This is a genomic window from Brevundimonas sp. NPDC058933, assembly GCF_049315965.1.
Taxonomy (GTDB): Bacteria; Pseudomonadota; Alphaproteobacteria; order Caulobacterales; family Caulobacteraceae; genus Brevundimonas.
This window is the reverse complement of the sequence record NZ_JBMOSL010000007.1, coordinates 103,039-126,581: the sequence shown is the minus strand read 5'-3', so window position 1 is coordinate 126,581 and position 23,543 is coordinate 103,039. Positions and strand designations below refer to the sequence as shown.

Annotated in this window: 25 protein-coding genes; 16 read left to right on the top strand and 9 right to left on the bottom strand. The window is 69.2% G+C overall.

What is annotated here, in order from left to right; translation table 11 throughout:
- Positions 1-504 precede the first annotated feature (504 nt).
- The 3 genes from ACOZBP_RS12725 to ACOZBP_RS12715 all read left to right on the top strand — a co-directional run bounded on the left by ACOZBP_RS12725 (position 505) and on the right by ACOZBP_RS12715 (position 3,725).
- Positions 505-1,533, top strand: a complete 1,029-nt coding sequence (locus tag ACOZBP_RS12725; protein WP_422676802.1) for an ABC transporter substrate-binding protein — start codon at positions 505-507, stop codon at positions 1,531-1,533.
- 78 nt (positions 1,534-1,611) lie between these two features.
- Positions 1,612-2,610 carry a hypothetical protein gene (locus ACOZBP_RS12720; protein ID WP_422676801.1) on the top strand — a complete coding sequence of 333 codons (999 nt, stop codon included), beginning with the start codon at positions 1,612-1,614 and terminating at the stop codon, positions 2,608-2,610.
- Positions 2,607-3,725: a DUF2336 domain-containing protein gene (locus ACOZBP_RS12715; RefSeq protein ID WP_422676800.1), complete on the top strand. Its 1,119-nt coding sequence runs from the start codon at positions 2,607-2,609 to the stop codon at positions 3,723-3,725. Before ACOZBP_RS12720 ends, ACOZBP_RS12715 begins: the two co-directional genes overlap by 4 nt.
- A 117-nt stretch (positions 3,726-3,842) precedes the next feature.
- Here ACOZBP_RS12715 and ACOZBP_RS12710 read toward each other — a convergent pair whose 3' ends face one another.
- From ACOZBP_RS12710 to ACOZBP_RS12695, 4 genes are all read right to left on the bottom strand, one after another.
- Positions 3,843-4,271, bottom strand: a complete 429-nt coding sequence (locus ACOZBP_RS12710; RefSeq protein ID WP_422676799.1) for a MucR family transcriptional regulator — start codon at positions 4,269-4,271, stop codon at positions 3,843-3,845.
- Positions 4,272-4,435: 164 nt separating this feature from the next.
- Complete coding sequence (locus ACOZBP_RS12705) at positions 4,436-5,650, bottom strand: DUF2336 domain-containing protein (protein WP_422676798.1); 1,215 nt, start codon at positions 5,648-5,650, stop codon at positions 4,436-4,438.
- A 53-nt stretch (positions 5,651-5,703) separates the two neighbouring features.
- On the bottom strand, positions 5,704-6,684 hold the full coding sequence (gene cysK / locus ACOZBP_RS12700; RefSeq protein WP_422676797.1) for a cysteine synthase A: 981 nt from the start codon (positions 6,682-6,684) through the stop codon (positions 5,704-5,706).
- A gap of 120 nt (positions 6,685-6,804) precedes the next feature.
- Positions 6,805-7,287: an Lrp/AsnC family transcriptional regulator gene (locus tag ACOZBP_RS12695; protein WP_422676796.1), complete on the bottom strand. Its 483-nt coding sequence runs from the start codon at positions 7,285-7,287 to the stop codon at positions 6,805-6,807.
- An 87-nt stretch (positions 7,288-7,374) separates the two neighbouring features.
- Here ACOZBP_RS12695 and ACOZBP_RS12690 point away from each other — a divergent pair, with 87 nt between their 5' ends.
- The gene (locus ACOZBP_RS12690) at positions 7,375-8,286 is read left to right on the top strand and encodes an EamA family transporter (protein WP_422676795.1); all 912 of its coding nucleotides are present in this window, start codon (positions 7,375-7,377) and stop codon (positions 8,284-8,286) included.
- A gap of 4 nt (positions 8,287-8,290) precedes the next feature.
- Here the strand turns inward: ACOZBP_RS12690 and ACOZBP_RS12685 are convergent, their stop codons facing one another.
- Positions 8,291-9,718 carry a methyl-accepting chemotaxis protein gene (locus ACOZBP_RS12685; RefSeq protein ID WP_422676794.1) on the bottom strand — a complete coding sequence of 476 codons (1,428 nt, stop codon included), beginning with the start codon at positions 9,716-9,718 and terminating at the stop codon, positions 8,291-8,293.
- 219 nt (positions 9,719-9,937) lie between these two features.
- Between ACOZBP_RS12685 and fliI the strand changes: the two genes are divergently transcribed.
- The 4 genes from fliI (at position 9,938) to ACOZBP_RS12665 (ending at position 13,701) form a co-directional block, all read left to right on the top strand.
- Positions 9,938-11,281 carry a flagellar protein export ATPase FliI gene (gene fliI, locus ACOZBP_RS12680; RefSeq protein ID WP_422676793.1) on the top strand — a complete coding sequence of 448 codons (1,344 nt, stop codon included), beginning with the start codon at positions 9,938-9,940 and terminating at the stop codon, positions 11,279-11,281.
- A 16-nt stretch (positions 11,282-11,297) separates the two neighbouring features.
- A complete protein-coding gene (locus tag ACOZBP_RS12675) occupies positions 11,298-11,711 on the top strand; it encodes a flagellar export protein FliJ (protein ID WP_422676792.1) in 414 nt (137 codons plus the stop codon).
- 40 nt (positions 11,712-11,751) lie between these two features.
- Positions 11,752-12,807, top strand: coding sequence for an endo-1,4-beta-xylanase (locus ACOZBP_RS12670; protein ID WP_422676791.1), 1,056 nt, complete (start codon positions 11,752-11,754; stop codon positions 12,805-12,807).
- A gap of 216 nt (positions 12,808-13,023) precedes the next feature.
- Entirely contained in the window at positions 13,024-13,701 is a 678-nt protein-coding gene (locus ACOZBP_RS12665; protein ID WP_422676827.1) for a methyltransferase domain-containing protein, read from the top strand.
- A gap of 275 nt (positions 13,702-13,976) precedes the next feature.
- Here ACOZBP_RS12665 and ctrA read toward each other — a convergent pair whose 3' ends face one another.
- Positions 13,977-14,678: a response regulator transcription factor CtrA gene (gene ctrA / locus ACOZBP_RS12660; RefSeq protein ID WP_422676790.1), complete on the bottom strand. Its 702-nt coding sequence runs from the start codon at positions 14,676-14,678 to the stop codon at positions 13,977-13,979.
- A 370-nt stretch (positions 14,679-15,048) separates the two neighbouring features.
- Here ctrA and ACOZBP_RS12655 point away from each other — a divergent pair, with 370 nt between their 5' ends.
- Entirely contained in the window at positions 15,049-15,435 is a 387-nt protein-coding gene (locus ACOZBP_RS12655; RefSeq protein ID WP_422676789.1) for a chromosomal replication initiator DnaA, read from the top strand.
- Positions 15,432-16,151 (top strand): DUF6456 domain-containing protein, encoded by a 720-nt coding sequence (locus ACOZBP_RS12650; RefSeq protein ID WP_422676788.1) that lies wholly within the window; start codon positions 15,432-15,434, stop codon positions 16,149-16,151. The genes ACOZBP_RS12655 and ACOZBP_RS12650 overlap by 4 nt, the downstream gene beginning before the upstream one ends.
- Positions 16,152-16,543: 392 nt before the next feature.
- Here the strand turns inward: ACOZBP_RS12650 and ACOZBP_RS12645 are convergent, their stop codons facing one another.
- On the bottom strand, positions 16,544-16,987 hold the full coding sequence (locus ACOZBP_RS12645; protein ID WP_422676787.1) for a SufE family protein: 444 nt from the start codon (positions 16,985-16,987) through the stop codon (positions 16,544-16,546).
- A 165-nt stretch (positions 16,988-17,152) separates the two neighbouring features.
- On the opposite strand from ACOZBP_RS12645, the gene ACOZBP_RS12640 reads away from it, so the two are divergent.
- The 3 genes from ACOZBP_RS12640 to ACOZBP_RS12630 are packed head-to-tail and all read left to right on the top strand — an operon-like array spanning position 17,153 to position 19,745.
- Positions 17,153-18,835, top strand: coding sequence for a sensor histidine kinase (locus ACOZBP_RS12640; protein ID WP_422676786.1), 1,683 nt, complete (start codon positions 17,153-17,155; stop codon positions 18,833-18,835).
- Between the two features lie 54 nt (positions 18,836-18,889).
- Positions 18,890-19,141, top strand: a complete 252-nt coding sequence (locus ACOZBP_RS12635; RefSeq protein ID WP_422676785.1) for a hypothetical protein — start codon at positions 18,890-18,892, stop codon at positions 19,139-19,141.
- A gap of 37 nt (positions 19,142-19,178) precedes the next feature.
- Positions 19,179-19,745: a hypothetical protein gene (locus ACOZBP_RS12630; protein ID WP_422676784.1), complete on the top strand. Its 567-nt coding sequence runs from the start codon at positions 19,179-19,181 to the stop codon at positions 19,743-19,745.
- Positions 19,746-19,796: 51 nt separating this feature from the next.
- Here the strand turns inward: ACOZBP_RS12630 and ACOZBP_RS12625 are convergent, their stop codons facing one another.
- Entirely contained in the window at positions 19,797-20,636 is an 840-nt protein-coding gene (locus ACOZBP_RS12625) for a hypothetical protein (RefSeq protein ID WP_422676783.1), read from the bottom strand.
- Between the two features lie 91 nt (positions 20,637-20,727).
- On the opposite strand from ACOZBP_RS12625, the gene ACOZBP_RS12620 reads away from it, so the two are divergent.
- The 3 genes from ACOZBP_RS12620 (at position 20,728) to ACOZBP_RS12610 (ending at position 23,384) form a co-directional block, all read left to right on the top strand.
- Positions 20,728-21,060, top strand: coding sequence for a DUF1491 family protein (locus tag ACOZBP_RS12620; protein WP_422676782.1), 333 nt, complete (start codon positions 20,728-20,730; stop codon positions 21,058-21,060).
- A 309-nt stretch (positions 21,061-21,369) separates the two neighbouring features.
- The gene (locus ACOZBP_RS12615) at positions 21,370-21,750 is read left to right on the top strand and encodes a hypothetical protein (RefSeq protein ID WP_422676781.1); all 381 of its coding nucleotides are present in this window, start codon (positions 21,370-21,372) and stop codon (positions 21,748-21,750) included.
- 71 nt (positions 21,751-21,821) lie between these two features.
- Positions 21,822-23,384 (top strand): tetratricopeptide repeat protein, encoded by a 1,563-nt coding sequence (locus ACOZBP_RS12610; protein WP_422676780.1) that lies wholly within the window; start codon positions 21,822-21,824, stop codon positions 23,382-23,384.
- Between the two features lie 7 nt (positions 23,385-23,391).
- Here the strand turns inward: ACOZBP_RS12610 and ACOZBP_RS12605 are convergent, their stop codons facing one another.
- Complete coding sequence (locus ACOZBP_RS12605; RefSeq protein ID WP_422676779.1) at positions 23,392-23,529, bottom strand: hypothetical protein; 138 nt, start codon at positions 23,527-23,529, stop codon at positions 23,392-23,394.
- Positions 23,530-23,543 lie beyond the last annotated feature (14 nt).

Sequence of the window (23,543 nt, the reverse complement as noted above, 5' to 3'; positions counted from 1 at the left end):
GGGTGCGGAGACACCGACGCAGGGCCACAGGCTCCCGATCCTTGAGCGCCTCGGTGCGGGGATCACGGAGAACCAGGCCGGGCTCGAAGACGGCGCGTCCCGACGACGCGCCCGACGCGACCAGGAGCCGCCAGGAGACTAGCCGACGCCGCCGGGTTCGCCCGACGTCGCCGCAGCGAAATCGGTTCGGACGCTTCGCGTCCCGGATGCGGATCCTCGCTTCGGAAAAGGCCAGGCCCTGACCCGAACGGCCAGGTCCAACCCGGACTTGGCGAGGGGACGTGATCGCGGGCTGGCCTTCGGGCGGTTCAGGATCGCGTCCCCTCGCTCAATTCTGGCGCGCCCTGCGACAGGCCCGGCAGGGCCACCCCGGGCCACGTGGCGGGAATCCGCTGCACCGACCGCGTCATCTTCCGCCTGCCCGAGGGGAACGAGGCGCCGAATACCGACTGAAGCCCCGCCCGACCTTCCCAAGCCCGTCCTCGCCCCCTAAACCGGCAGGCTATGACCCTCGACCGACTCTCCCGCCGCAAGATGCTGCTGGGCGCCGCCGGCCTGACCGCCGCCGGCTCCCTTTCCGCCTGCGGCCGCGCCGAGGCGCCGGTCGATGAAGCCGGCCGCGTGCGTCTGCGCCTTGCCGCCGGCGGGCCGGTCACCGCCGCCCACGGCGGCTTCTATCAGGCCATTGCGGTCGGGGCCTATGAGCGGCGTGGGCTGAACGTCGAGATCCTGACCGGCGCGGCGGGGGCCGACATCCCCGCTCTTCTGGCCGCCAGCGCCGTCGAATTGGCCATTGGGGCCGACAGCTTCGCCCCCATGCGGCTGGTCGCGGATCGCGCCCCGGTCAAGGCTGTCGCGGCCTTCCTGCAAAAGGATCCCGTGGTCCTGATGGCGCGCCCGGATCAGCCGCTGGAGGCCCTGTCAGCCCTGCGCGACCGCCCGATCCTGATGAGCCCCGCCGACCAGGCAGGCTTCTGGAACTGGCTGCGGACCCGCTTCGAACTGGGCGCCGATCAGGCCCGGCCGGGCACGCCCGACGACAATCTGAAAGCCTTCATCGCCGATCCCAGGTCCGTCCTGGTCGGCCGGCTGACGGCGGGCGACCCCGCCATGGTCGCGCGCGAAGCCGGGTTCGAACCGCGCGTCCTGATCCCCGCCGACGACGGCTATCCCTCCTATTCCAGCCTGGTGCTGGCCCCCAACGCCTTCGCCCGCGACAACGCCAAGGCCCTGCGCGACTTCATCGCCGCCTCGGTCGAGGGTTGGCGCGACTATGTCCACGGCGACGGCTCCAGGGGCGACGCCCTGATCCGCCGCGCCAATCCCGAGCTGAACCAGCGCCTGCTGAACGCCGTCCGCGACAGCCTGCGGACCGAGGCCGTGGTCGATGGCGGTGATGCGGCCCTCTACGGTCTGGGCGCCATGACCGCCGACCGCTGGCAGGCCTTCGCCGAACAGACCGAGACGGCCTATCCCTCCTTGCCGGACTGGCGCGAAGCCTTCACGCCCCAATACCTGCCCGGCCGGAACTGAAGCGTCGCGTTAGCAGCGGATTAAGCCGTCATGGCCTAGTCTGACCGCTGAACGCCGTCCCGCAGCAGGAGGCCGTCCGTGCGACGCCCGCCGATCACCGCCATCCTGACCCTCGGGGCGAGCGCCCTGAGCCTTGTCGCGCCCGCTGCAGCCCAGGCTCCCGGCCAGACTCCTGGCCAGACCGCGGCGCCGACCAGCGCCAACGCCGCCGGCCTGCGCTATCTCAGTTGGCCGGGCCGGACCTACCGACCCGCGCCTCCGGCGGCGGCGACACCCGCGCCGGCCGACCTCTCCTCGCCCGCTGCTGTCCCGGCGCAGCCCGCGCCCAGCCGCCCGCCGATCATTCCTCGCGGCGGCCGGTCCGCCGCGCCGGCGGCCGACCTGGAGCCGCGTCAGGGCCTGACGCCCGCCAGCGCCTGGATCGGCGCCCAGACGCCCGCCTATGCCCCGCCGCCCGCCCCGCAAAATCAGGGGCCGGGTCCTCAGCCCTATTTCGCCGTCGCCTCCGCCTCCGCCCCGATCAGCCCCCCGCAGGCGACCAGCCCCTGGAGCCAGGCGCATAGCGTCACGCCTGTCGTCCCGGCCTCCGCTCCGGCTTCGACCGGCTATTTCGAGCAGCCCGCCCCCGTCGCCGAGGCCGCGCCCTCGCCGGCTCCGACTCCGGCGCCCATGGCGCCCGCCGCGCCCCAGATCGACAGCGCGCCCGCTGAAGCGGCCGCCGTCGATCCCATGGCCCCGCGACGCGACGCGCCCATCTTCCGCCTGCAACGCCCCGCAGCGCCTCCGGCCCAGGCGCCCGCCAGCCCGGCCCCGGTCGAAGCCCATACGCCGCCCGCCGCAGCGACGCCGGTCGCCCAGGGCGGCGCCCGCTACTATTCCGTCCATCGTCAGGCCGGTCGTCAGCCCGACGCCACGCCTCTGCCCCCGCCCGTCTATCTGGACGCCCTGCCGGTGGACCTGACCTCGATGCCCGCCTCGACCGATCTGGCCGAGCCCCCCGCCGCCCCCAATCTGATCCGCAACGCCAACGGCCGCCTTCAGGCCCTGCCGGCCAACGAAGACCCTGTCCTGCCATGAGCGACGGCGCCGCCCTCTCCCCGATTGTGGACGCCTCCTCGCGCCTGCCCGACCTGATCGCCCTGGCCCAGGAGACGTCCAGCGAGAAGCGCCGCGCCCTGCTGCGCGAACTGACCGATCACTTCTTCGGCGATCCCGAACGCAGCGAGACCGAGACGGCCCTCTACGGCTCCGTGCTCAGCGGGCTGACCGACGCCATGGAGGTCGCCGTCCGCGCCGAACTGGCCGAGCGCTTCGCCGCCGCAGCCGACGCTCCGATCCAGTTGATCCGCCGCCTGGCCAATGACGAGGCCGAGGACGTGGCCCAGCCCGTGCTGCGCGCCTCGCCCATGCTGACCGAGGAGGACCTGATCCAGGTCATCCGCTCGCGAGGTCAGGGCCATATGCGCGCCGTCAGCCAGCGCGCCGAGGTGTCCGAGGCCGTGTCCGACGCCATCGTCGAGCGCGGCGACGACGAAACCCTGGGCGTCCTGCTCGGCAACGACGGCGCCCACCTGTCGCGCGCCGCCTGCGAGGCCGCCGTGGAGCGCGCCCGCGCCAATCCGGCCCTGCACGCCCCCACGGTCGAGCGCGCCAGCCTGCCCGCCGACCTGCTGAACGAGATGTATTTCGAGGTCGAGGCCCGTCTGCGTCAGCGCATTCTGGAACAGAATGCGCGCATGGACCCGGCCCTGCTGGAAAGCGCCCTGGCCGCCGGCCGCACCCGCGTCGCCACCGACGACGGCGCCCTGCCGCCCGACTACGCCGAGAGCCTGGCCTATGTCGAGGAACTGCGCGCCGCCAACCAGTTGACGCCCCAGGTCCTGGCCCGCTTCCTGCGCTCGGGCGGCCGGACCTCCTTCCTGATCGCCCTGTCGCAGTTGGCGGACATCGAGTTCCACACCGCCCGCCAGATCGTCGAGCGCCGCGAGCTGGACGCCCTGGCCGTGGTCTGCAAGGCCGCCGACCTGGATCGCGCCCTGTTCCTGACCTACGCCGTCGTGCTTCTGAACACCGACGGCGACGCCATGGGCAAGGCCCGCGCCTATGCCGGCATGTACAACGACCTGACCCACGAAGCCGCCCAGCGCACCCTGCGCTTCTGGCGCATGCGCAAGGCCATGCACGCGGCGTGAGCCAAAGCGCGACGCCTCTCCCTCCCCATGAAGGGGAGGGAGAAGCCGGCTCCAGACAGCAAAACGCCCGCCTTCCTTCGGAAGACGGGCGCTGCGTCCGACCTGAAAGGCCGGGTCTTACTTCTTGGCGCGGGCGACGCGAGCGGGTTTGCGGCCGCCCTGGCCCAGACCCATCTGCTTGGCCAGGTCCGAGCGGGCCTTGGCGTAGTTCGGGGCGACCATGGGATAGTCCTTGGCCAGACCCCACTTCGCCCGGTATTCCTCGGGGCTCATATTGTATTTGGTGCGCAGGTGGCGCTTCAGCGACTTGAACTTGCGACCGTCTTCCAGGCAGATCAGGAAGTCAGGCGTAATCGACTTGCGCACCGGAACCGCCGGTTCCTTGGGCTCGGGCTCGACTTCAACCGGGCCGGAAGACACGCCGGACAGGGCGGCGTGAATCTGGGCGATCAGGCCGGGTACGGCGTCGGCCGAGACGGTGTTGTTGCTGACGTAAGCCGACACGATGTCCGCCGTCATTTCGAGCAGTTCGGGTTTTTCTTCCATGGGGGGATCGCCTGTTGCAGGAGCCAAACGCATTCGACTGATCTGACAGACCCGCCGCTAGGCGTTTTCATACGGATGTTCGATGACGAAGGCAATGCAAGCTTAAAACATCGTCTTGCTGACGACGTCTTCTACTTGTCTACACCGAAATCAGTGCTCGGCCTTCATCGACCGAAGTTCTCCGCGAGCGCTAACATCGCGGCGCGCTCGGGGGCGGAGTATTCGTCGACGAGGTCTTCCTCGCCTTCACGGATGGCGCGAAGAAGTTCGGGCGTCAGGGCCGAGGACAGCGACCAGTTCCAGTAACGCAGCACAGTCTGAGCCCGATCGACGGCCAGCATCTCATAGGTGATCTGCACCCGCTCCCAGTCGGGATGAATTTCTCCGTCCGCCGTCGCCTCGGGCCGGCGCATGGCCCGCCAAAGGGTCTGCAGGTCCAGCCGGGACAGGCCCGTGGCCTTGCACAGGATGGCCAGGGCCTCGCCGCCGGCGTCGCCCATGATCTTGGCCGACGTCAGGGGCTTGATCCCCGACAGATAGCCAATCTCGCCGACCAGCTCACGCGTCATGCCCTGGCCCGCGGCGGCCACGGCGGCTTCCAGTCCGCTGTAGGGGCTCTTGTCGATGGCCGCGCGATTACGCTGGCGCCGCTCGATGAACTGCAGGGCCTTGCGCGTGACGGGATCCGCCCAGCCCTCGGCCGCGGCCTGGGCGAACAGGTCTTCGACGCTGTCCTGCAACACTTCGCGCGACACCGCGAACCGCTGCAGCACGATGCGGCGCTCGTCGGGCCCGCACCACCAGAACATGACATAGGCCCCGGACGGCCTCAGCTCCGGCCGTCTCAGCAGCGACGCGCACAGCCCGCGACTGCGGCGGCTCATGGCGACCACCCCCTCGACAGCGGATTGCGCCAGGCGGGCCGAGCTGTTTTTCAGCACCGCCTCAATCACCGCCTCCTCGCCAAAGCTGAGAAGCGTCTCCGTGACCACTTCCGACAGGCCCCGACGCTCGGCGATCAGCAGGCGATGCTCGATCCCCGCATCGCGCGCACAGCCGATCAGGTCCACGTCGGTCAGCGACGCGCACTGTTCAATCAGGGGGGCCGCCACCGACGGCTCATCGCGAAGCAGCAGCCGCGCCAGGCTGTCGGGTATCTCGGCCAGGGGCGCCAGCCGTGCGGCCACCCGACGCCGCTCCTCGGTCGACGCCTGCCGCAACAACTCCACCAGCAGGTCGCCGGTGACGGACCGCTCGAAGGCGTTGATGCGGCTGGCGGGCAGGCAGACGACGTCGGCCAGGCGCCTGAGCAAGGTCTGGCGCGCCTTCGAGGGCCCCGGCGGGGTTTCGGGTTCGGAACTGGCGGCCGAAATCGACATGGCTGCTACCCTAGCGCGAGCCGGTTAACCGCGCGTGAGGGCGAAACCGCGCCCTACAACCCCTCGAACAGGGCGGTGGACAGGTAGCGTTCGGCGAAGCTGGGGATGATGGCGACGATGGTCTTGCCCGCGTTTTCATCCAGGGCCGCCTGACGGAAGGCGGCGACCAGGGCCGCGCCAGAACTGATGCCGACCGGCACGCCTTCGACCCGGGCCACCTTGCGCGCCATGTCGAAGGCCTCGTCGTTGGAGACCTGCTCCACGCCGTCGATCACGGCGCGATCCACGATGGTCGGGATGAAGCCCGCGCCGATGCCCTGGATCTTGTGCGGCCCCGGCGCGCCGCCCGACAGGACCGGCGAGGCGGTCGGTTCGACGGCGATCATCCGGACCGAGGGCTTCTTGAACTTCAGCGCATGGCCGACGCCGGTGATGGTGCCGCCGGTGCCGACGCCGGAAATGACGATGTCCACGGCGCCGGCCGTATCGTTCCAGATTTCCTCGGCGGTCGTGGCCTCATGGATGGCCGGATTGGCGGGGTTCTCGAACTGCGAGGGGCTGACGGCGCCGGGCGTGCGGGCGATCAGGTCCTGGGCCATGGCGATGGCGCCCTTCATGCCCTGCTCCGCCGGGGTCAGCACCAGTTCCGCGCCCAGCAGGGCCAGCATCTTGCGGCGCTCGATCGACATGCTCTCCGGCATGACCAGGATCAGCTTGTAGCCCTTGGACGCCGCGACGAAGGCCAGGGCGATGCCGGTGTTGCCGCTGGTCGGCTCGACCAGGACAGCGCCCGGCTGGATGCGTCCCGCCTGTTCCAGCGCCTCGATCATGGCCACGCCGATCCGGTCCTTGACGGAAGCGATCGGGTTGAAGAACTCCAGCTTGGCCAGCACCGTCGCCTTCGGCCGATACTCAGCCGTCAGGTTGGGCAGCCGCACCAGGGGCGTGTCGCCGATGGTGTCGATGATGCTGTCATAGACGCGGCCGCGGCCGGCCTTCTTGTGGCGGCTGGCGTCATAGGCGGGGTCGGACATGGGGAGATCTCCGTGCGGCGAGTTTCTTCTAAGTGACAGCCCTTATACGCCCGAGGCAAGATCGCGCCGCACAGGATTTCTGATGACCGGTTAAGCGCAGCTATCACCGGCGGCGCCGCCCTATCGCGTCAGCCCCCGCCGCGCCGGATCAAAGGGCAGGACCTCGCGGATCGAGATCAGGGTCTTGAAGGCGCGGACGCGGGCGTCGTCGTTCAGCACGTCCCGCGTGAACACCTCATAGGCCTCCATCGTGGGCGTGCGGACATAGAGGACGAAGTCGGTCTCGCCGGTCACGTACCAGGCGGCCTGGACCTCGGGGCGAGACGTCAGACTGTCGATCAGGGCGTCCAGCACCGCCGTGCCCTCGCGCTCCATCTCGACCAGGACATGCATGGTCAGGGCGCGTTCAAGGCGCGCCTCGTCGATCACCGCCACGTCGGCGACGATGACCTTCTCGTCGCGCAGGCGGCGCAGCCGTCGGGACACCGCCGATTCCGACAGGCCCACGGCTTCCGCCATCAGGCGCGCCGGCTGCAGATTGTCGCGTCGCACCAGATCCAGCAGTCGGCGATCGAAATCATCCAGCACAACCGTTTCTTGCATGATCTTGGACCCTGAAGACGTTTTCTTGCATTCTATCAGCAGAAATCAGCGAGAAACACAGACGGCTTTTCACTAGGTTCCCGGCCGATGTCCTCCCCCACCCTGCCCCTGAATTCGCCGCGCCTTTCGGCCGCCCTGCCCTATCTCGCCCTGGCGGGCGGGATGGTGTCGCTGGCCGTCGGCACCTCCTTCGCCAAGAGCCTGTTCCCCCTCGTCGGGGCCGAGGGGACGGCGGCCCTGCGCGTCGGCCTGTCCGCCCTTGTGCTGGTGGCGATCTGGCGGCCCTGGCGCTTTCGTCTGACGCGGTCAGACGCCGGGCGGGTGCTGCTCTATGGCCTGGTGCTGGGCCTGATGAACCTCAGCTTCTACATGGCGCTGCGCACCATTCCGCTCGGCATCGCCATCGCCATCGAGTTCGCCGGGCCGCTGACCCTGGCCCTGATCCATTCGCGCAAGCTGGTGCATTTCGCCCTGGTCGGCCTGGCTGTTGCGGGTCTGGCCCTGCTGCTGCCGATCTGGAGCGGGGTCGAGGGGCTGGACCCGGTCGGCGTCGCCTTCGCCGCCTTCGCCGGCCTGTGCTGGGCCCTCTACATCATCTTCGGCACGCGGCTGTCGCACATGCACGCGGGTCAGTCGGTGGCCCTGGGGATGAGCACCGCCGCCCTGGTCATCCTGCCGTTCGGCGTCTCGACGGCGGGCGTGGCCCTGCTGGCGCCCTCGGTCCTGCTGCTGGGCCTCGGCGTCGCCCTGGTGTCCAGCGCCCTGCCCTATTCGCTGGAGATGATCGCCCTGCGCCACATCCCCAAACGCACCTTCGGCGTCCTGCTCAGCGTCGAGCCGGCCATCGGCGCCCTGGCGGGCATGGTCCTGCTGCATGAGCAACTCAGCCCCCTGCAATGGCTGGCCATCGGCTGCATCATCGCCGCCTCCATCGGCGCCGTCCTGACCGCGCCCAGAGGCCAGGCCCAGCCCCTGACCGAACCCGGCGCGCCGGCCTGAGGCGTCAGAAGACGCCGCCGCTGGCCGCGAGCCGCAGCCGGCTTCGCTGATCCTCCAGGGCTGCGGGCGCGCCGGTCGCCCCCGTGCGGAAGCCGCCGACCAGCCGCGCCAGGCCCTCCGCCTCGGTCTTGAGGTTGGCCGCCGCCGCCGTGGTCTGTTCGACCATGGCCGCATTCTGCTGGGTGACCTGGTCCATCTGGTTCACCGCGGCATTGACCTGCCCCAGACCCGAGGACTGTTCCTGGGCCGAGGCGGCGATCTCGGCGACCAGGGCGTCCATCTCGCCCACCTTGCCGGCGATGGCGCCGAGAGAGGCGCCCGCCTCGTTGACCAGCCTGACCCCCTGCGCCACCTCGGCGGCGGAGGCGGAAATCAGGGTCTTGATCTCCTTGGCCGCCTCGGCCGAGCGCTGCGCCAGGGCCCGCACTTCGGACGCGACCACGGCGAAGCCGCGCCCGCTGTCGCCCGCCCGCGCCGCCTCGACGCCCGCGTTCAGGGCCAGAAGGTTGGTCTGGAAGGCGATCTCGTCGATGACCCCGATGATGTCGCTGATCTGGTTCGAACTCTGGCGAATGCCGTCCATGGCGGCCACCGCCTCGCGCACCACCAGGCCGGATCGGTCGGCCTGATCGCGCGCCTGGCCGGCCACGTCGGCGGCCTGTCGCGCGCCCTCGGCGCTGCGCTTCACCGTGGCGGTGATCTCGTCCAGGGCGGCGGCGGTTTCTTCCAGCGAGGCCGCCTGCTGCTCGGTGCGCCGCGACAGGTCGTCCGAGGCGCTGGAGATTTCGTCCGAGCCCCCGCGCAGACCCGCAACCGACTGCAGCACCTGGTTCATCGTCTGGCGCAGGCAATCGACCGCATTGTTGAAATCGTCCTTCACCCGACCATGGGCGCCGTTCATGTCCTGGTCGATCAGGGCGGTCAGGTCGCCGTCTGACAACCGTGACAGGCTTTCGGCCAGGGCCTCGACAAGGGTGTTCTGCGCCGCCTCGGCGTCCAGCCGCGCGGCCTCGCGACGGGCCGCCTCCTGTTCGGCTTCGGTGATGTCCACCGCCAGCTTGATGACCCTGGTGGGGCGGCCGTCCGCCCCGATGACCGGGTTGTAGGAGGCCTGCAGCCACACCTCCCGTCCGCCCTTGGCCAGACGCCGGAACTTGGCGGCCGCGAACCGGCCTGCGTTCAGGTCGCGCCAGAAGGCGGCGTAGGCCGGACTGGCCGCTTCCGCCGGGTCCATGAAGGTGCGGTGATGCTGGCCCCGGATCTCGTCCAGGCTGTAGCCCATGGTCTTCAACAGGTTGTCATTGGCGTCCAGGATGCACCCGTCGAGATCGAACTCGATCACCGCCTGTGATCGACCGATCGCAGCCATCTTGCTGTCGAGGTCATGGAGCTTCTGCTCCACATCGTGTTTCTGACGACCCTTGCCGAACATCCAGTCCGCTCCCCAGCGATAGACTCGATTGATGACGCGCCTTTTCACCGAACTGTAGGATCTGAAACCTTAGTTTTTCTGCGGGGCCGGCTAAGGGCATTCCCGTAGGCCGGCTTCACCGCTCGTTAACCACGATGAGGCATCCGTTAACGTGCATTTTGTGGGCTGCGTTCAGAAGGCTCCGCCTTCTCGATCCGACGCAGCCCGAGGGGCCAAAAGTTGCGCAATCTTGTCGCCGCCGTCGAAGCGATCGACCCGCTGGTCGTCACCGGCAAGGTGGCGGGCGTCAGCGGCCTGCTGATCGAATCGCGCGGCGGCCTGTCGCGACTGGCCGTCGGCGCGCGCGCCGAGATCCAGCGACGCGGCCAGCCCCCCCTGCCCGCCGAGGTCGTCGGCTTCCGCGACGCCAAGGCCCTGCTGATGCCCTTCGGCCCGGTCGAGGGCGTGGCCCCCGGCGCCGACATCAAGATCATCGACACAGCCGCCAGCGTGCGCCCCACCACCGCCTGGCTGGGCCGCATCATCGACGCCTTCGGCCTGCCCATCGACGGGCTGGGACCCTTGCCGCAGGGCGCCGTCCCCTATCCCTTGCGCGCCTCGCCGCCGCCGGCCCATTCGCGCGGCCGGGTCGGCGAGCGGCTGGACCTGGGCGTGCGCTCAATGGACGTCTTCACCACCACCTGCCGGGGGCAGCGTCTCGGCATCTTCGCCGGTTCGGGCGTCGGCAAGTCGGTGCTGCTGTCCATGCTGGCCAAGCAGGCCACCTGCGACGTCGTGGTCGTCGGCCTGATCGGCGAGCGGGGCCGCGAGGTCCGCGAGTTCATCGAGGAGACCCTGGGCGAAGAGGGGCTGAAGCGCGCCATCGTCGTCGTCGCCACCTCGGACGAACCGGCGCTGAAACGGCGCCAGTCGGCCTATATGACCCTGGCCATCTCGGAATACCTGCGCGATCAGGGGCTGGAAGTCCTGTGCCTGATGGACAGCGTCACCCGCTTCGCCATGGCCCAGCGCGAGATCGGTCTGGCGGCGGGCGAGCCGCCGACGACCAAGGGCTATACCCCCACCGTCTTCACCGAACTGCCCAAGCTGCTGGAGCGCGCCGGTCCCGGCCCGATCCGGGCCGACGGCATCGAGGCCGGGCCCATCACCGCCCTGTTCACCGTCCTGGTGGACGGCGGCGACCATGACGAGCCGATCGCCGACGCCGTGCGCGGTATTCTGGACGGCCACATCGTCATGGACCGCAAGATCGCCGAGCGCGGCCGCTTCCCCGCCATCGACGTGCTGAAGTCGGTTAGCCGGACCCTGCCTGGTTGCCAGACGCCGCCCGAGCGCGAGCTGAACCGCCGCGCCCGTCAGTGCCTGTCGGCCTATGCCAACATGGAAGAGCTGATCAAGATCGGCGCCTATCGCACCGGGGCCGACCCCATCGTCGACCGCGCCATCGCCCTGAACCCCGCGCTTGAGGACTTCCTCGGCCAGGACAAGGACGACCACACCAGTTTGAGCGAAAGCTTTGACCGTCTGGAAACCATTCTGAACCAAGGAATGGTGCAACCGTGATCTGGAAGACCGCCACATGACCGCCTGGGCTCAATCCCTGATCCGCATTTCCAACTACGAAGTCGAGACGCTGCAAAAGCGCCTGGCCGAGGTCGCCGCCCGCAAGGCCGAGGCCGAGATGCGCGTCGCCGTTCTGGACGCCGAGGTAGAGATCGAGCGCCAGAACGCCCGTCTGGACCCGTCCTCGGGCATGATGCTGCAAGCCTACCTCAAGGGCTGGGCCATGAAGCGCGCTGACGCGGAAGGGCTGGTCGTCGCTGTCGGGGCTGAAGAAGAAGGCGCCCGCGACGCCCTGACCAGCGCCTTCGAGGAGCTGAAGAAGTTCGAGCACGTCGCCGAGGCCACCCGCCTCAGCAAGCTGCTGGCCGCCGCCAAACGCGAAACCGCCGCCTTCGACGAAATGGGCCTGAGGCGCCGTGCGGAGGGGTAGTCACTACGCCTCTCCCTCCCCGTTCCGGGGAGGTAGAGGCGTGACGATCAACCGCCGTCTCATCCTCGCCGCGCCTGTCGCCCTGGCCGCCTGCGGCTCCGCCGAGCCGCCCGCGCCGCCGCCGACCATCGCCCCGCTGAAATCGACCGCCCCCTTCCCCGTCGGCCTCAGCGCCATGACGGGTCAGTTCGACGATCCACAATGGGTCGATCTGGTCCGCACCCACTTCAATCAGCTGACCCCCGAGTGGGAGATGAAGATGGAGCGGATCATGACGGCCGACGGCGGCTATGACTTCTCGGCCGCCGACCGCATCGCCGCCTTCGCCCGCGACAATGCCTTGCGGCTCTATGGCACCACCCTGATCTGGTACGCCCAGGACCACCCGCATTTCCACGACCTGGACCAGGCCCGGTTCGAGGCCGACTACGACCGCTGGATCGCCACGGTCGCCGGGCGCTATCGCGGACAGGCCGTCGGCTGGGACGTGGTCAACGAGCCGGTGAAGGATGACGGCGAGGGCCTGCGCGACTGCCTGTGGAGCCAGCGCCTGGGCCAGGACGGCTACATGATCCGCGCCTTTGAACAGGCCAGGCTGGCGGATCCGGACGCGGTCCTGTTCATCAACGACTACAATCTCGAGAACAATCCGAAGAAGGGCGCGACCTTCCTGCGCACCGTCGAGCGTCTGCTGAAGGCCGGGGCGCCCATCGGCGGCCTGGGCACCCAGTCCCACCTCGACATCGAGATTCCCGCCGGTCAGATCACGGCCTTCATGCGCGAACTGGCCGCCTTTGGCCTGCCCATCCATGTCTCCGAACTGGACGCCTCGCTCCGCAACGGGCGGCGCCTCGACACCCGATCTCGCGACCAGAAGCTGGAGCAGCAGAAGGCCCGCGTGGTCGAACTGGCCGAGGCCTTCATGGCCCTGCCCCCCGCCCAGCGCTTCGCCTTCACCGTCTGGGGCCTGCGCGACACCGACAGCTGGCTGCGGCGCGGGGGCGAGGACGACGGCCGCGATCAACCCCTGCTGTTCGATACGCTGGGCCGCCCCAAGCCCCTGGCGGCGGCGCTGGAGGCGGCGTTCCGGGGCTGACACCACCTCTTTCCTCCCCATTTCATGGGGAGGTGGATCGGGCGCGAAGCGACCGAGACGGAGGGGGCGACGCCACCTTTTCCGAATGAGCCCCGATGGACAGGCGTCGCGTCGCCCCCTCCACCGCTTCTCGGTCCCCCTCCCCATGAAATGGGGAGGAAAGACGTTCCGGCGCTGATTTACCGGAACGCAACGCCCGCCTGATCTAACGGCGTGATGAAACTGATCCACGCCCTTCAGGACAATTCTGACCCCAACTCGCTGGTGTCGCGCTTTCGCCGCGCCCGAGCCAGGCGCGTCACGGCCCTGATCGAGGCCATCCATGCCGAGAAGGGCGCGGTGCGGATCATCGACCTGGGCGGCGAGCCGGAATACTGGAACCTGTTCCCGCGCGAGTTTCTGGACGCCAAGAAGGTCCGCATCACCCTGGTCAATCCGGGCGGTTTCGACGCGGTGGACGCGACCCTGTTCGACAATGTCGACGGCGACGCCTGCTCGCTGCCGCAATATCCGGACAACAGCTTCGACCTGGTCCACTCCAACTCCGTCGTCGAGCATGTCGGCGACTGGGTGCGGATGGAGGCCTTCGCCGCCGAGGCGCGCCGGCTGGCCCCGCGCTACTACGTCCAGACGCCCTATTTCTGGTTCCCGATCGAGCCCCACTTCTCGGCGCCCTTCTTCCACTGGCGCAGCGAGCAGAGCCGGGCGCGCGCCCTGATGCGCAAGGCCCACGGCTTCTCGCAGAAGGCCCCCGACATCGGGGCCGCCATGCGCGACGTCCAGCACGCCCGCCTGCTGGACAAGACCCAGTTCCGCTTCCTGTTTCCCGACGCCGCCCACCACGACGAGGTGGTGCTGGGCCTGACCAAGTCGGTGATCGCAGTCAGGGGGTAAGACCCTTTCCTCCCCATTTCATGGGGAGGTGGATCGGACGCGCAGCGGACGAGACGGAGGGGGCGGCGGCGCCCTGTCCGGGTTTGTGCACGAATGGCAGATGGCGGAGTCTCCCCCTCCACCACTCCGTGGTTCCCCTCCCCATGAATGGGGAGGAAAGAAGCGAGCGCTCAAGCAGGCCGAAGGCCGTTAGCGTCCCAACAAAGCAAAACGCCCGCCGGTTTCCCGGCGGGCGCTTCGAATACTAACCCTGAGTGGAGGCCCCAGGTCGTAAATCAGGCGGCGACGCTGACGGCGCCTTCCGACGGGTCGCGCAGGACATAGCCCCGGCCCCAGACGGTTTCGATATAGTGCTTGCCGTTCGCCGCCGTCGCCAGCTTCTTGCGCAGCTTGCAGATGAAGACGTCGATGATCTTCAGCTCGGGCTCGTCCATGCCGCCATAGAGGTGGTTCAGGAACATTTCCTTGGTCAGGGTGGTGCCCTTGCGGAGCGAGAGCAGCTCCAGCATCTGATATTCCTTGCCGGTCAGGTGCACGCGGTGACCGTCGACCTCGACCGTCTTGGCGTCCAGGTTCACGGCGATCTCGCCGGTGTGGATGATGGCCTGGGCGTGACCCTTGGAGCGACGGACCACGGCGTGGGTGCGCGCGATCAGCTCGTCCTTGTGGAAGGGCTTGGTCAGGTAGTCGTCGGCGCCGCCGCCAAAGGTCTTGACCTTGGTTTCGATCTCGTGCGTGCCCGACAGGATCATGACCGGCGTATTGATCTTGCCGACGCGCAGCTGACGCAGAACCTCAAGACCGCTCATGTCGGGCAGGTTCAGGTCCAGCAGGATCAGGTCGTAGTCATAGATCTTGCCCAGATCGATGCCTTCTTCACCCAGGTCGGTCGTATAGACGTTAAAGCCTTCCGACTTGAGCATCAGCTCGATGCTCTGGGCGGTGGCGTGATCGTCTTCAATCAGCAGGACGCGCATTCATGCCCCTCCAGGCAAAGCTTGGGTGCGACCGCCAAGGGAGCGACGGCCGGGTAACCTTGTTCCAACGTTAACGGGTTAAAACCTTAAGAAGGGTTAACGGTCCCGATATGAAACGCTTAGGCTGATTTGCGAATCGCCGTCGAGAGTCCCGAGTCAAGGATTCGTTAGTTTATTAACCATGACGCGAACAATACCCCCTTGACGCACACGACATCCCCTTTGGCGCATCCATTGGTCCACAGCCGATCCCGGGCCCGGCAAGGGGAAGCGACCGATTTTGACGCGTGCTAGGACAACATTCCTATCCCACCCCTCGGCCCGTGGCACGATGGGAAGAACAAACGAGCGTTCGGGAGCAACTGACGACATGGAATCCTACAGGATCGAGCCCTACCGCGTGCCGGTGACGGAAGGCGACCGCATCCGCGCCGACGCCGCCCTGCATCTGGCGGCCTATGCCTTCGGCGTGCCGGCGGCTGATATGCTGCGCCGCGAGCGGACGCGCCCGCGCGCCTGCCGCGCCCGGTGGTCCGCCATGTATCTGGCCCATGTCTCCTATGGCTGGCCGCTGGAACGCGTCGGCCACGCCTTCGGCCTGAACCGGGCCACGGCTTCGACCGCCTGTCGATGGGCCGAGGATGAACGCGATCAGGACAAGTACGACACGGTGATGGAGGGGCTGGAGGCCTGCCTTCGCGCCGTATCGGAACTGCCCGCCGTTGATCTTGGACTGACGTCCGGAGCCCCCCGATGAGCCGCACGCTCGAACGCGCCCGGTCGCTGCTGGACCGGCCCGGCGCCTGGCTGGATCAGTCGGGCGCCGCCTACCCCTTGCGGCTGGGCGGCGACCGGCGCGGCCGGGTGGTGCTGACCCTGGACGAGGCGGCGTTTCGCGCCCTGGTCGAGCGGCCCGGCCTGAGACGACGCGACGGCGGCGGCTGGCTGCCTCGCCCCCGCCCGGCGACCAACACCTCGCTCGCCCCGTCCCCGCCGGGTCGTCCCGGCCTGATCGAGGGCGAACGCGCCGTCATGGAGCCCGACGGCCGCCTGACCACCCGCCGCGCCAACCTGGGGGAAAGCCCCGTCGCCTGGCTGGCCCGGCGCAAGGACGCCTCGGGCCGCCCCTGGTTGACCCCGTCCGAGGTGGCGGCGGGCGAACGCCTGCGGCTTGAGGCCGAGATCGCTCTCAGCGGCCCGTCCCTGACCATGCGCTGGGACGCCCTGCCCCGGGCCGGCGGCGGCAGTTCGGCGCGCGTCGAACCGACCGACCGCGCCCTGTCCGCCGCCGCCCGCGTCGAGGCGGCGCTGACCGCCTGCGGCCCGCGCCTGCGCGCCATGGTCGAGCAGGTCTGCATCCACGGCACGTCGTTGCAGATGGCTGAGGAGGCGCTGTTCCTGCGCCGCCGACAGGGCAAGACCCTGCTCAAGCTGGGCCTTCAGGCGCTCGCCGAGCACTATGGCCCAGGTTGACCCGATCGCTGCCGGGGCATGACACCGGTCGCCGCGCCCCGAGGCGTCGACAAAAATCACCGTTGTCCGAATCTCCCAACAATTGTTAACGACGCCCCCGCTCGCACGTGGCTCGATGATTCGCATGGAACCCTTGGGGGAAGCCGATCGCGCACTGGATGTATTGTGGCGGAGCCTTTACGGCCAGCCGCTTCCGCTCCGCGGCGCGCCCGAACTCGCCCTCAAGGTCATCATTGAAAGCGAGAGGCCACAATGGCTGCAAGAATCCGTCGACGTCGTTCCGCCTGGTCGCTCTCGCCATTCGAGGCCCTGCTCCTGACCCTGGCCATCGCTGCGCTCATCGGCGCCTTCCTGACGATCGGCTGATCACACGATCCGGAGCGGCTGTCGGATCAGAGCCCTTCGGCCGCTGCGGCTTCGCGAATGCGGCCCACCATGCTGTTCAGACCATTGGCGCGCTGGCGCGTCAGGGCCGACGGCAGACCCAGACGATCCAGGGCGGCGCGCGCATCGAAGGCCAGGATCTCGGCCGGGCGGCGGCCGGAATAGAGTTTCAGCAACAGGGCGATATTGCCCTTGGACAGGGCGCTGTCAGAGTCGGCGTCGAAAAAGAGCCGCCCATCGGCGCGGCGCGTCGCCAGCCAGACCTGGGCGGCGCAGCCCGGCACCTTGTTGGCCTCGACCCGATCGCGCTCGCGCAGGGGCGCCAGACCCTTGCCCAGATCGATGACATACTCGATCCGGCCCTCCCAATCGCCGAGCAGATCGAATTCCTCGACCAGTTCGCTCAGAACCTCGTCAATCGCGCGGGCAGGGATGGCGTCGGTCGTACTCATGCGGGCGACATAGGCTCAGCCGACGTTCACGACAACCGCCGCATTCTTCCCCAACTCCCCGGCCAATGATGCAGGGTTCCAGTCGCCCGCAAGGCGAGCGGCCTAGGGACTGGCGTCGTCCAAGCCTAGACTGCGCCGCTTGATTCACTCGCGTAAAGCTCCGGATTGAACCCGCCCTCCACCCCGCCTCAAGCCGCCGACGCCCTGCCCGACGACGCGCCGGGGGGCTCGGCGCTGGCTGCCTGGCACGCCGGCTGGGCGGCGGCGGTCGGCCTGACGGCGCTGGGCGGCGTCTGGCTCGGCGAGGGCAAGTCCCCCTTGGACGTTCCGGCCGCCCTGGCCATGGCGACGCCGGGCCTGCTGGGACTGAGCCTGCTCGGCCGCGACGGACATGCAGTGCGGACGGCGCTTCTGGTCGCCTGGTCTCTGGCTGCGGCCGCAGCAGCGGGGCTCTCAGGCGGACTGACCGGCCCCTTGGGCGGGTTCGTCTTCATGCCCCTGGCCGCCGCCATCGCCCTGGCGCCGTCGCGGCTGGGGCCCTTCGGCGCCCTGGGATCGGCCCTGGGGATCCTGGCTGGGCTGATCGCCGTCGCCATGAAGGGCGCGCCGGACGTCTCGCCCGGCATGGCGGCCGTTTCCGGCCTCTTGACCGCCGGAGCCACCGCCTCGGCCTTCCGCATGAATGCGGTCAGTCAGGCTCGCCGTCGAGCGGCGACGCGCGCCGCCGTAACCCAGGTCGAGACGGTTCTGGCCGGCCAGCCGGGGCTGACCCTGGTGCTGGATGCGTCGAACATCGCGCTGGCGGCCTATGGCGCGGCGCCGGCGGCCCTGCCGGTCGATCCCCTGTTCGAGGACGGGTTGATCGCCGCCGTCCACGCGCCGGACCGGCCCGCCGTCCAGGCCGCCCTGGCCAAGGCGCGTGCGGGCGCCGAGGCCCAGGTGCGGTTCGCCCCGCGTCTGGCGCTGGACCGCCGCATCCTTCTGGTCGTGCGCCGCCTCGGCAAGGACGAACCGACGCGCCTGATCGCCCTGGCCCTGGACGCCACCCTGCAACACGCCCGCGAGGAAGGCCTGGAAGCCGCCCGCGCCGAGGCCGAGGCCCAGAACGCCGGCAAGTCCCGCTTCCTGGCCAATATGAGCCATGAATTGCGCACGCCGCTGAACGCCGTGCTCGGCTTCTCGGACATCATGCGCCAGCGGCTGTTCGGCCCGGTCCCCGACCGCTACGCCGACTACGCCCAATCCATCCATCAGGCCGGCGGCCACCTGCTGGACCTGATCAACGACGTCCTGGACGTCAGCCGCATCGAGGCCGCCCGCTACAGCTTGACCATCGAGCGCTTCGACATGCGCGAGGTGGTGTCCGCCGCCCTGGCCCTGGTTCGGGTCCAGGCCGACGACAAGGGCGTCGATCTGGCCGCCGTCCTGCCGCCCGACGCCCTGACCGTCGCCGCCGACCGCCGCGCCCTGAAGCAGATCACGCTGAACCTGCTGTCCAATGCGGTGAAGTTCACCCCGACCGGCGGCGCCGTCACCGTCAGCGTCGAGGCTCTGGGCGCCGGCCTGGAACTGACCGTGGCCGACACCGGGGTCGGCGTCGCGCCCGAGGACCTGGCCCGGATCGGCCGCCCCTTCGAACAGGCCGGCGGGGCCGAACAGCGCGCCCAGGGCACCGGCCTGGGCCTGTCCCTGGTCCGGTCGCTGGCCGAACTGCACCAGGGCGCCATGAGCATCGACAGCACCCCCGGCGAGGGCACCGCCGTCACGGTCCGCCTGCCCGTCGTCGTGGCGACGCCCGCCCGCGCCGATGTCGAAGGCGAGGTCATTCCCCTAAACCGCAGTGCCTAGGCTCCCCGGCCCGCTCCCTTGTCAAGGCCATCGCGCCCAGCCTAGAACATACCCATGATTTTCCAGATTCTGTGTCTGACGTTCGGCGTGGCCCTGATGGTGCGGCCGCAGCTGGTCGCCGGCATTCCCGAAGGCCGACGTCGGCGGCGGCTGGCGGCGTTGAACGCCGGCGCATCGGAGAGGTTCTTCGAGGAGCGACGCGCGCTGGAAACCTACCCCGCGCGGCGGGCAGGTCTGGGCCTGTGGCGGCTGCTGGGCGCCGTCATGGTCCTGACGATGCTGGGCCTTCTGCTCCTGCCGCTCTGATCCGCATCCGCTCGTCCCCTAGTTTTCAGGCCTGATCATGATCGCCATGCTCTTCGCCGCCATGATGGCGACCGCCCCGGTCGCCAACGAGCCTCAGGCCCTGGGCGCCTGCGTCTGGTCTCGCCTGTCCCCGGCCGAACAGCAGCAGATCCTGACCGCCTATGAGCGTAGCGTGGCCTCGGGCATGAGCGCCCTCAATCACCGCGATCTGAAGGTGATGGCGGCGGCTCCGGCCTGCGCCGGGCGCAGCGACCTGCCGCCTATGTGGGTGCGTTCCGCCGTCGCCGCCCATGTCATCCAGACGGGCGCGGCCAGCGTCGTCCTGTCAGAAAAGGGCCTGGACCGCGCTCAACTGGATGCGGCCTGGGACGCGGCGCCCATTGACGCTCGCAACTGCACCCTGGCCAACGCCGCCAAGGTGTTCGGCATCGACGGTCCCGCCTGCGCCGACCGCCGCGCGCCCCAGGCCTTCGCCAGCGGGCTGGGTCTGGATCACTCGGTTCGCGCCGACCGCAAGGCGTCGGAACAGGCGCTCATCTACATGAACGCCAAGGCCCAGGAACTGATCGCCCTGACCCTGATCGCCCGCGCGCCGGCGTCCTGAACCTCTGCAAGTCATAGCCGCCTGCGCCACGGGGACCGCACCGGGCGACGCCTAGATCGCGCCCATGGCCAGGAAGGCGCGGCCGGCGGCGAAGTCACCGGCTTCGAAACGCGCCTCGGCCACGCTGTCGTCTCGGAACAGGAATTCGACGACGAAGGTCTCGCGTGGGTCCAGTTGGGCGATGGCGTCGGCAGCCGTTTCCGAGAAGGTCCAGATCTCGCCCTGGCGCGCGCCCTCGCTCAGCAGGGTCGGGTCGGCGGCATGGGCGGCGGCGGCGAAGAAGACGCGGCGCACGGATTCGGGCGGCAGGCCGCCGCCGGTCAGCCAGACGCGCGGGGCCTGCGCCTGATCGCGCATCACCAGTCGTGCGGCATAGGGTCGGGGCCGGCCGACGAAGGAGACCACGGCCGCCGGCGTCGTCGCGGTCGGGCCCACGCCCACCAGGCCGAAGCGGACGGGCGAGCCGCCGGTGGCGCTGTCCTGCACCAGTCGCCAGCCGACGGCCTGGCTTGCATAGCGATCGCCGCGCCAGGCGGCGTGGTCGCCGGGGAAGCTCATCCGCGCGGCGCGCGACCAGCCCGCGAAGCCCGCCTGCACCCGCGCCCGCACGCGGCCGAGGTCGCCGTCGTCGCAGGCGGTGCGCGAAGCTCTCGCCTGCGCCCGCGTCGCCGCCGCCGACAGGTCGGCGACAGGCGTGCCGGCGCGCAGGGCCGCTCCACGCGCCTGCAGCGCGGCGGCGTCCAGGGCGGCGATCAGCTTGGGTTCGAACAGGTCGCACTTCTGATGGGCCGCCAGCACGAAGACCCGGTCGTAGAAGGCGTCGGTCACCGCCGCACGCGCCGCGCCGACCGGCGCCGCCAGCGTCATGGCGGCGAGCGTCACAGCCAGCATTCTGCTGGCGGATCGGGGGGAAAGGCCTATCCTCATGCCCCGACCCTAGGGCCGCAAGGTTCCGGTCCCGTGTCCAATCAGGGTTAGCGAATTGCTTCTATCCACAGATGTCTGGGCCAGCGCCCTGATCCGCCGCGCTGAACTGGAAGGCGCCTACGCCACCGTGGTCAAGAAGGGCGACGCACGCGGCGGGGCCGTGATCGTCAAGGCCTACAACACCGCAGACCGCACGGCGCGCCTGTTCACCGAAGCCACCGGCATGGACGGCGAGCCCCTGTGGATCCAGCCGGTCGTCAGCGAGACGGAGAGCGAGCTGGACGCCTATATCGAGCGCCAGCGCCGCTATGATCCCGACCTCTGGGTGGTGGAGATCGAGGATCGGCAGGGAAGGCATTTCCTGACGGAGAAGGTGCAGGCGGCTTAGAGGCGACTTTCTTTCTCCCTCCCCGTTCGGGGAGGGCGGCTGAGCCGAAGGCGAAGACGGGTGGGGGCGCCAAGGCAGATCAAGCGCGACGCCCCTCTATCGCCGCGCCCTCCCCACCCGGTCGCTGCGCGCCCCCCCTCCCCCAAGTGGGAGGGAGAAAGATCGGGCCTCAAGTAGCCCGAAGGGCGGTAGGCCTCACCTCATCATCCCTAACCGCACGTTCACCGCGTTCGTGAACGGGACCGCAAGCGAGGCGGCGTAAACCGGTCTTCATCGGGCCAGAACGGCCTGCGTAGCGGTGGACGGCCCATGCTGTTTCTCTTGAACGACGTCGTCTTCGATCTGGACGAGGCCTGCCCGGCTCCGAGCCATGACGTGCGGCGCTTCGAGAAGCTGGACTTCGACTATGTGCTGGAAATGGGCTGCGACCTGTTCGCCGAGGACCCCCTGCTGCACCGGAACGACCCCGCCCGCGCCCGACGTCTGGCCTGGCTGATCGCGCACAAGACCGAGGGCGTCAACGCGGCCCTGTTCGCCGCCCCCGACGTCGGCTGCGCCCCTGAACTGGTCGAGCCGCGCTTCTGCGCCCTGCCTGAGATGATCATGCGCCAGCTTCAGTCCCGCGCCGCCCACGGCCGCCTGAGCGCGGTCGCCGCCGACAAGGCCGTCTGGGGACGCATGGCGGCCTGACGCCGCAGCCCCTTTTCCAACCGGGAAACCTTGGTTATGCCTGACGGCATCGCCATCGGGGGGCCATCGACGTGAAGCTTTTCAACCGTTTGCTGCAAGCCATGCGGCGTGGCGCCGTTGTCACGACCCTGTCGGTCGCAGCCGCGACGGCGGCGGGCGTCGCGCCGGCCCACGCCGACTGGATCAAGGCCGAAAGCGAACGCTTCATCGTCTATAGCGACGGCGGCGAGGGCAAGCTGCGCGAGTTCGTGCAGGAACTGGAAGCCTATGACCGCTTCCTGCGCCTGCGCATGGGCCTGGACGCCAGCGACGCGCCGCCGCGCAAACTGCCCATCTATCTGGTCGCCTCGCGCACCGGCCTGGTCAAGGTTCGCCCCGACCTGCCCGACAACGTCGCCGGCTTCTATATGGCGACCGACGAGGACATCTTCGGCGTCGCCATGCGTGACCAGACGGTCGACACGCTGAAGCACGAATATGCGCACCACTTCATGATGCAGAACTTCTCCTATCCCTATCCGGGATGGTTCGTGGAAGGCTTCGCCGAATACTACGCCACCGTCGAGGTCGAGAAATCCCGCGTCCTGGTCGGCAAGTACAACGAAAATCGCGCCTATGCCCTGCAGGCCGCGTCCTGGATGCCGATGACGGAGCTGCTGTCCAAGCGTCCTCTTCAGAGGGCGCGCAATCGCGACACCTATTACCCCCTGGCCTGGCTGCTGACCCACTGGTTCCTGGGCGATGTCGAGCGGCAGAAAACCCTGGATCTCTATCTGCGCGACGTCGGCGCCGGCGGCGATCCGGTCGAGGCGATGGAGCGGGCGACGGGACTGAGCCCGACCGAGCTGCGCCAGACGCTGCGCCGCTACATGAACGGACGGATTCCCTATCAGGGGGTGACGGTGTCCTATCCCGCCGTGCCGATCACGGTGACCCGGCTGCCCCGCTCGGCCAACGATCTCCTGCTACTGAATCAGCGGCTCAAGATGGGCGTCCCGGATTCCATGCGCGCCGCCACCGCCGAGGAGGTGCGCCGCGCCGCCGCCCGTCATCCCGACGATCCCCTGGCCCTGCTGGCGCTCGGCCACGCCGAACTGCATTTCGGTGATCCGGCCGCCGCCGAGGCGCCGCTGCAACGCCTGCTGGCGCTGGAGCCGGACAATGTCGAGGCCCTGCAGTATCTGGTGCGCGCCCGCCTCAAGGCGGCCGAGGACGCCGAGACCCTGGAGGAAACCGACCGCCTGAAGGCCGAGGCGCGGGTCCTGCTCCACCGCGCCTATCGCGCCGATAACGCCAACTACGTCACGCTGATGCTGATCGCCGAAGACCGGAGCGGCGGCGAAGGCTATCCGAACGACAACGACGTGACCGTGCTGGAGGAGGCCTTCGCCCTGGCGCCGCAGTTGGGCCAGACGCGCATCAACCTGGCGCAGGTGCTGATGTTCAAGGACCGCAACCCGGAGGCCGTGACCCTGCTGGAGCCCCTGGTCAACGACCCGCACCGCCCCTCAGCCGGCGCCCGCGCCATGCTGCTGCGCGCCAAGGGCGTGAGCGAGGCCGATGCCGACGCCGAAGAGGCCGAACTGCTGAAGCAGGGCGAGGCCGAGGCCGAAGACACGCCCGCCGAGGATTGAGGCCCGGCTAGAACAGTCCGAAGACGATGTGGACCGTCGTCGCCGCCAGGCAGATCAGGCCGAAGCCGCAGATCAGACCGAATACAGGGTGGAGTTCCCGTTCGCTACGCGCGGAGGGGACCTTGCCCGGATGCACCAAAGCCATGTCGTTTCCTTTCC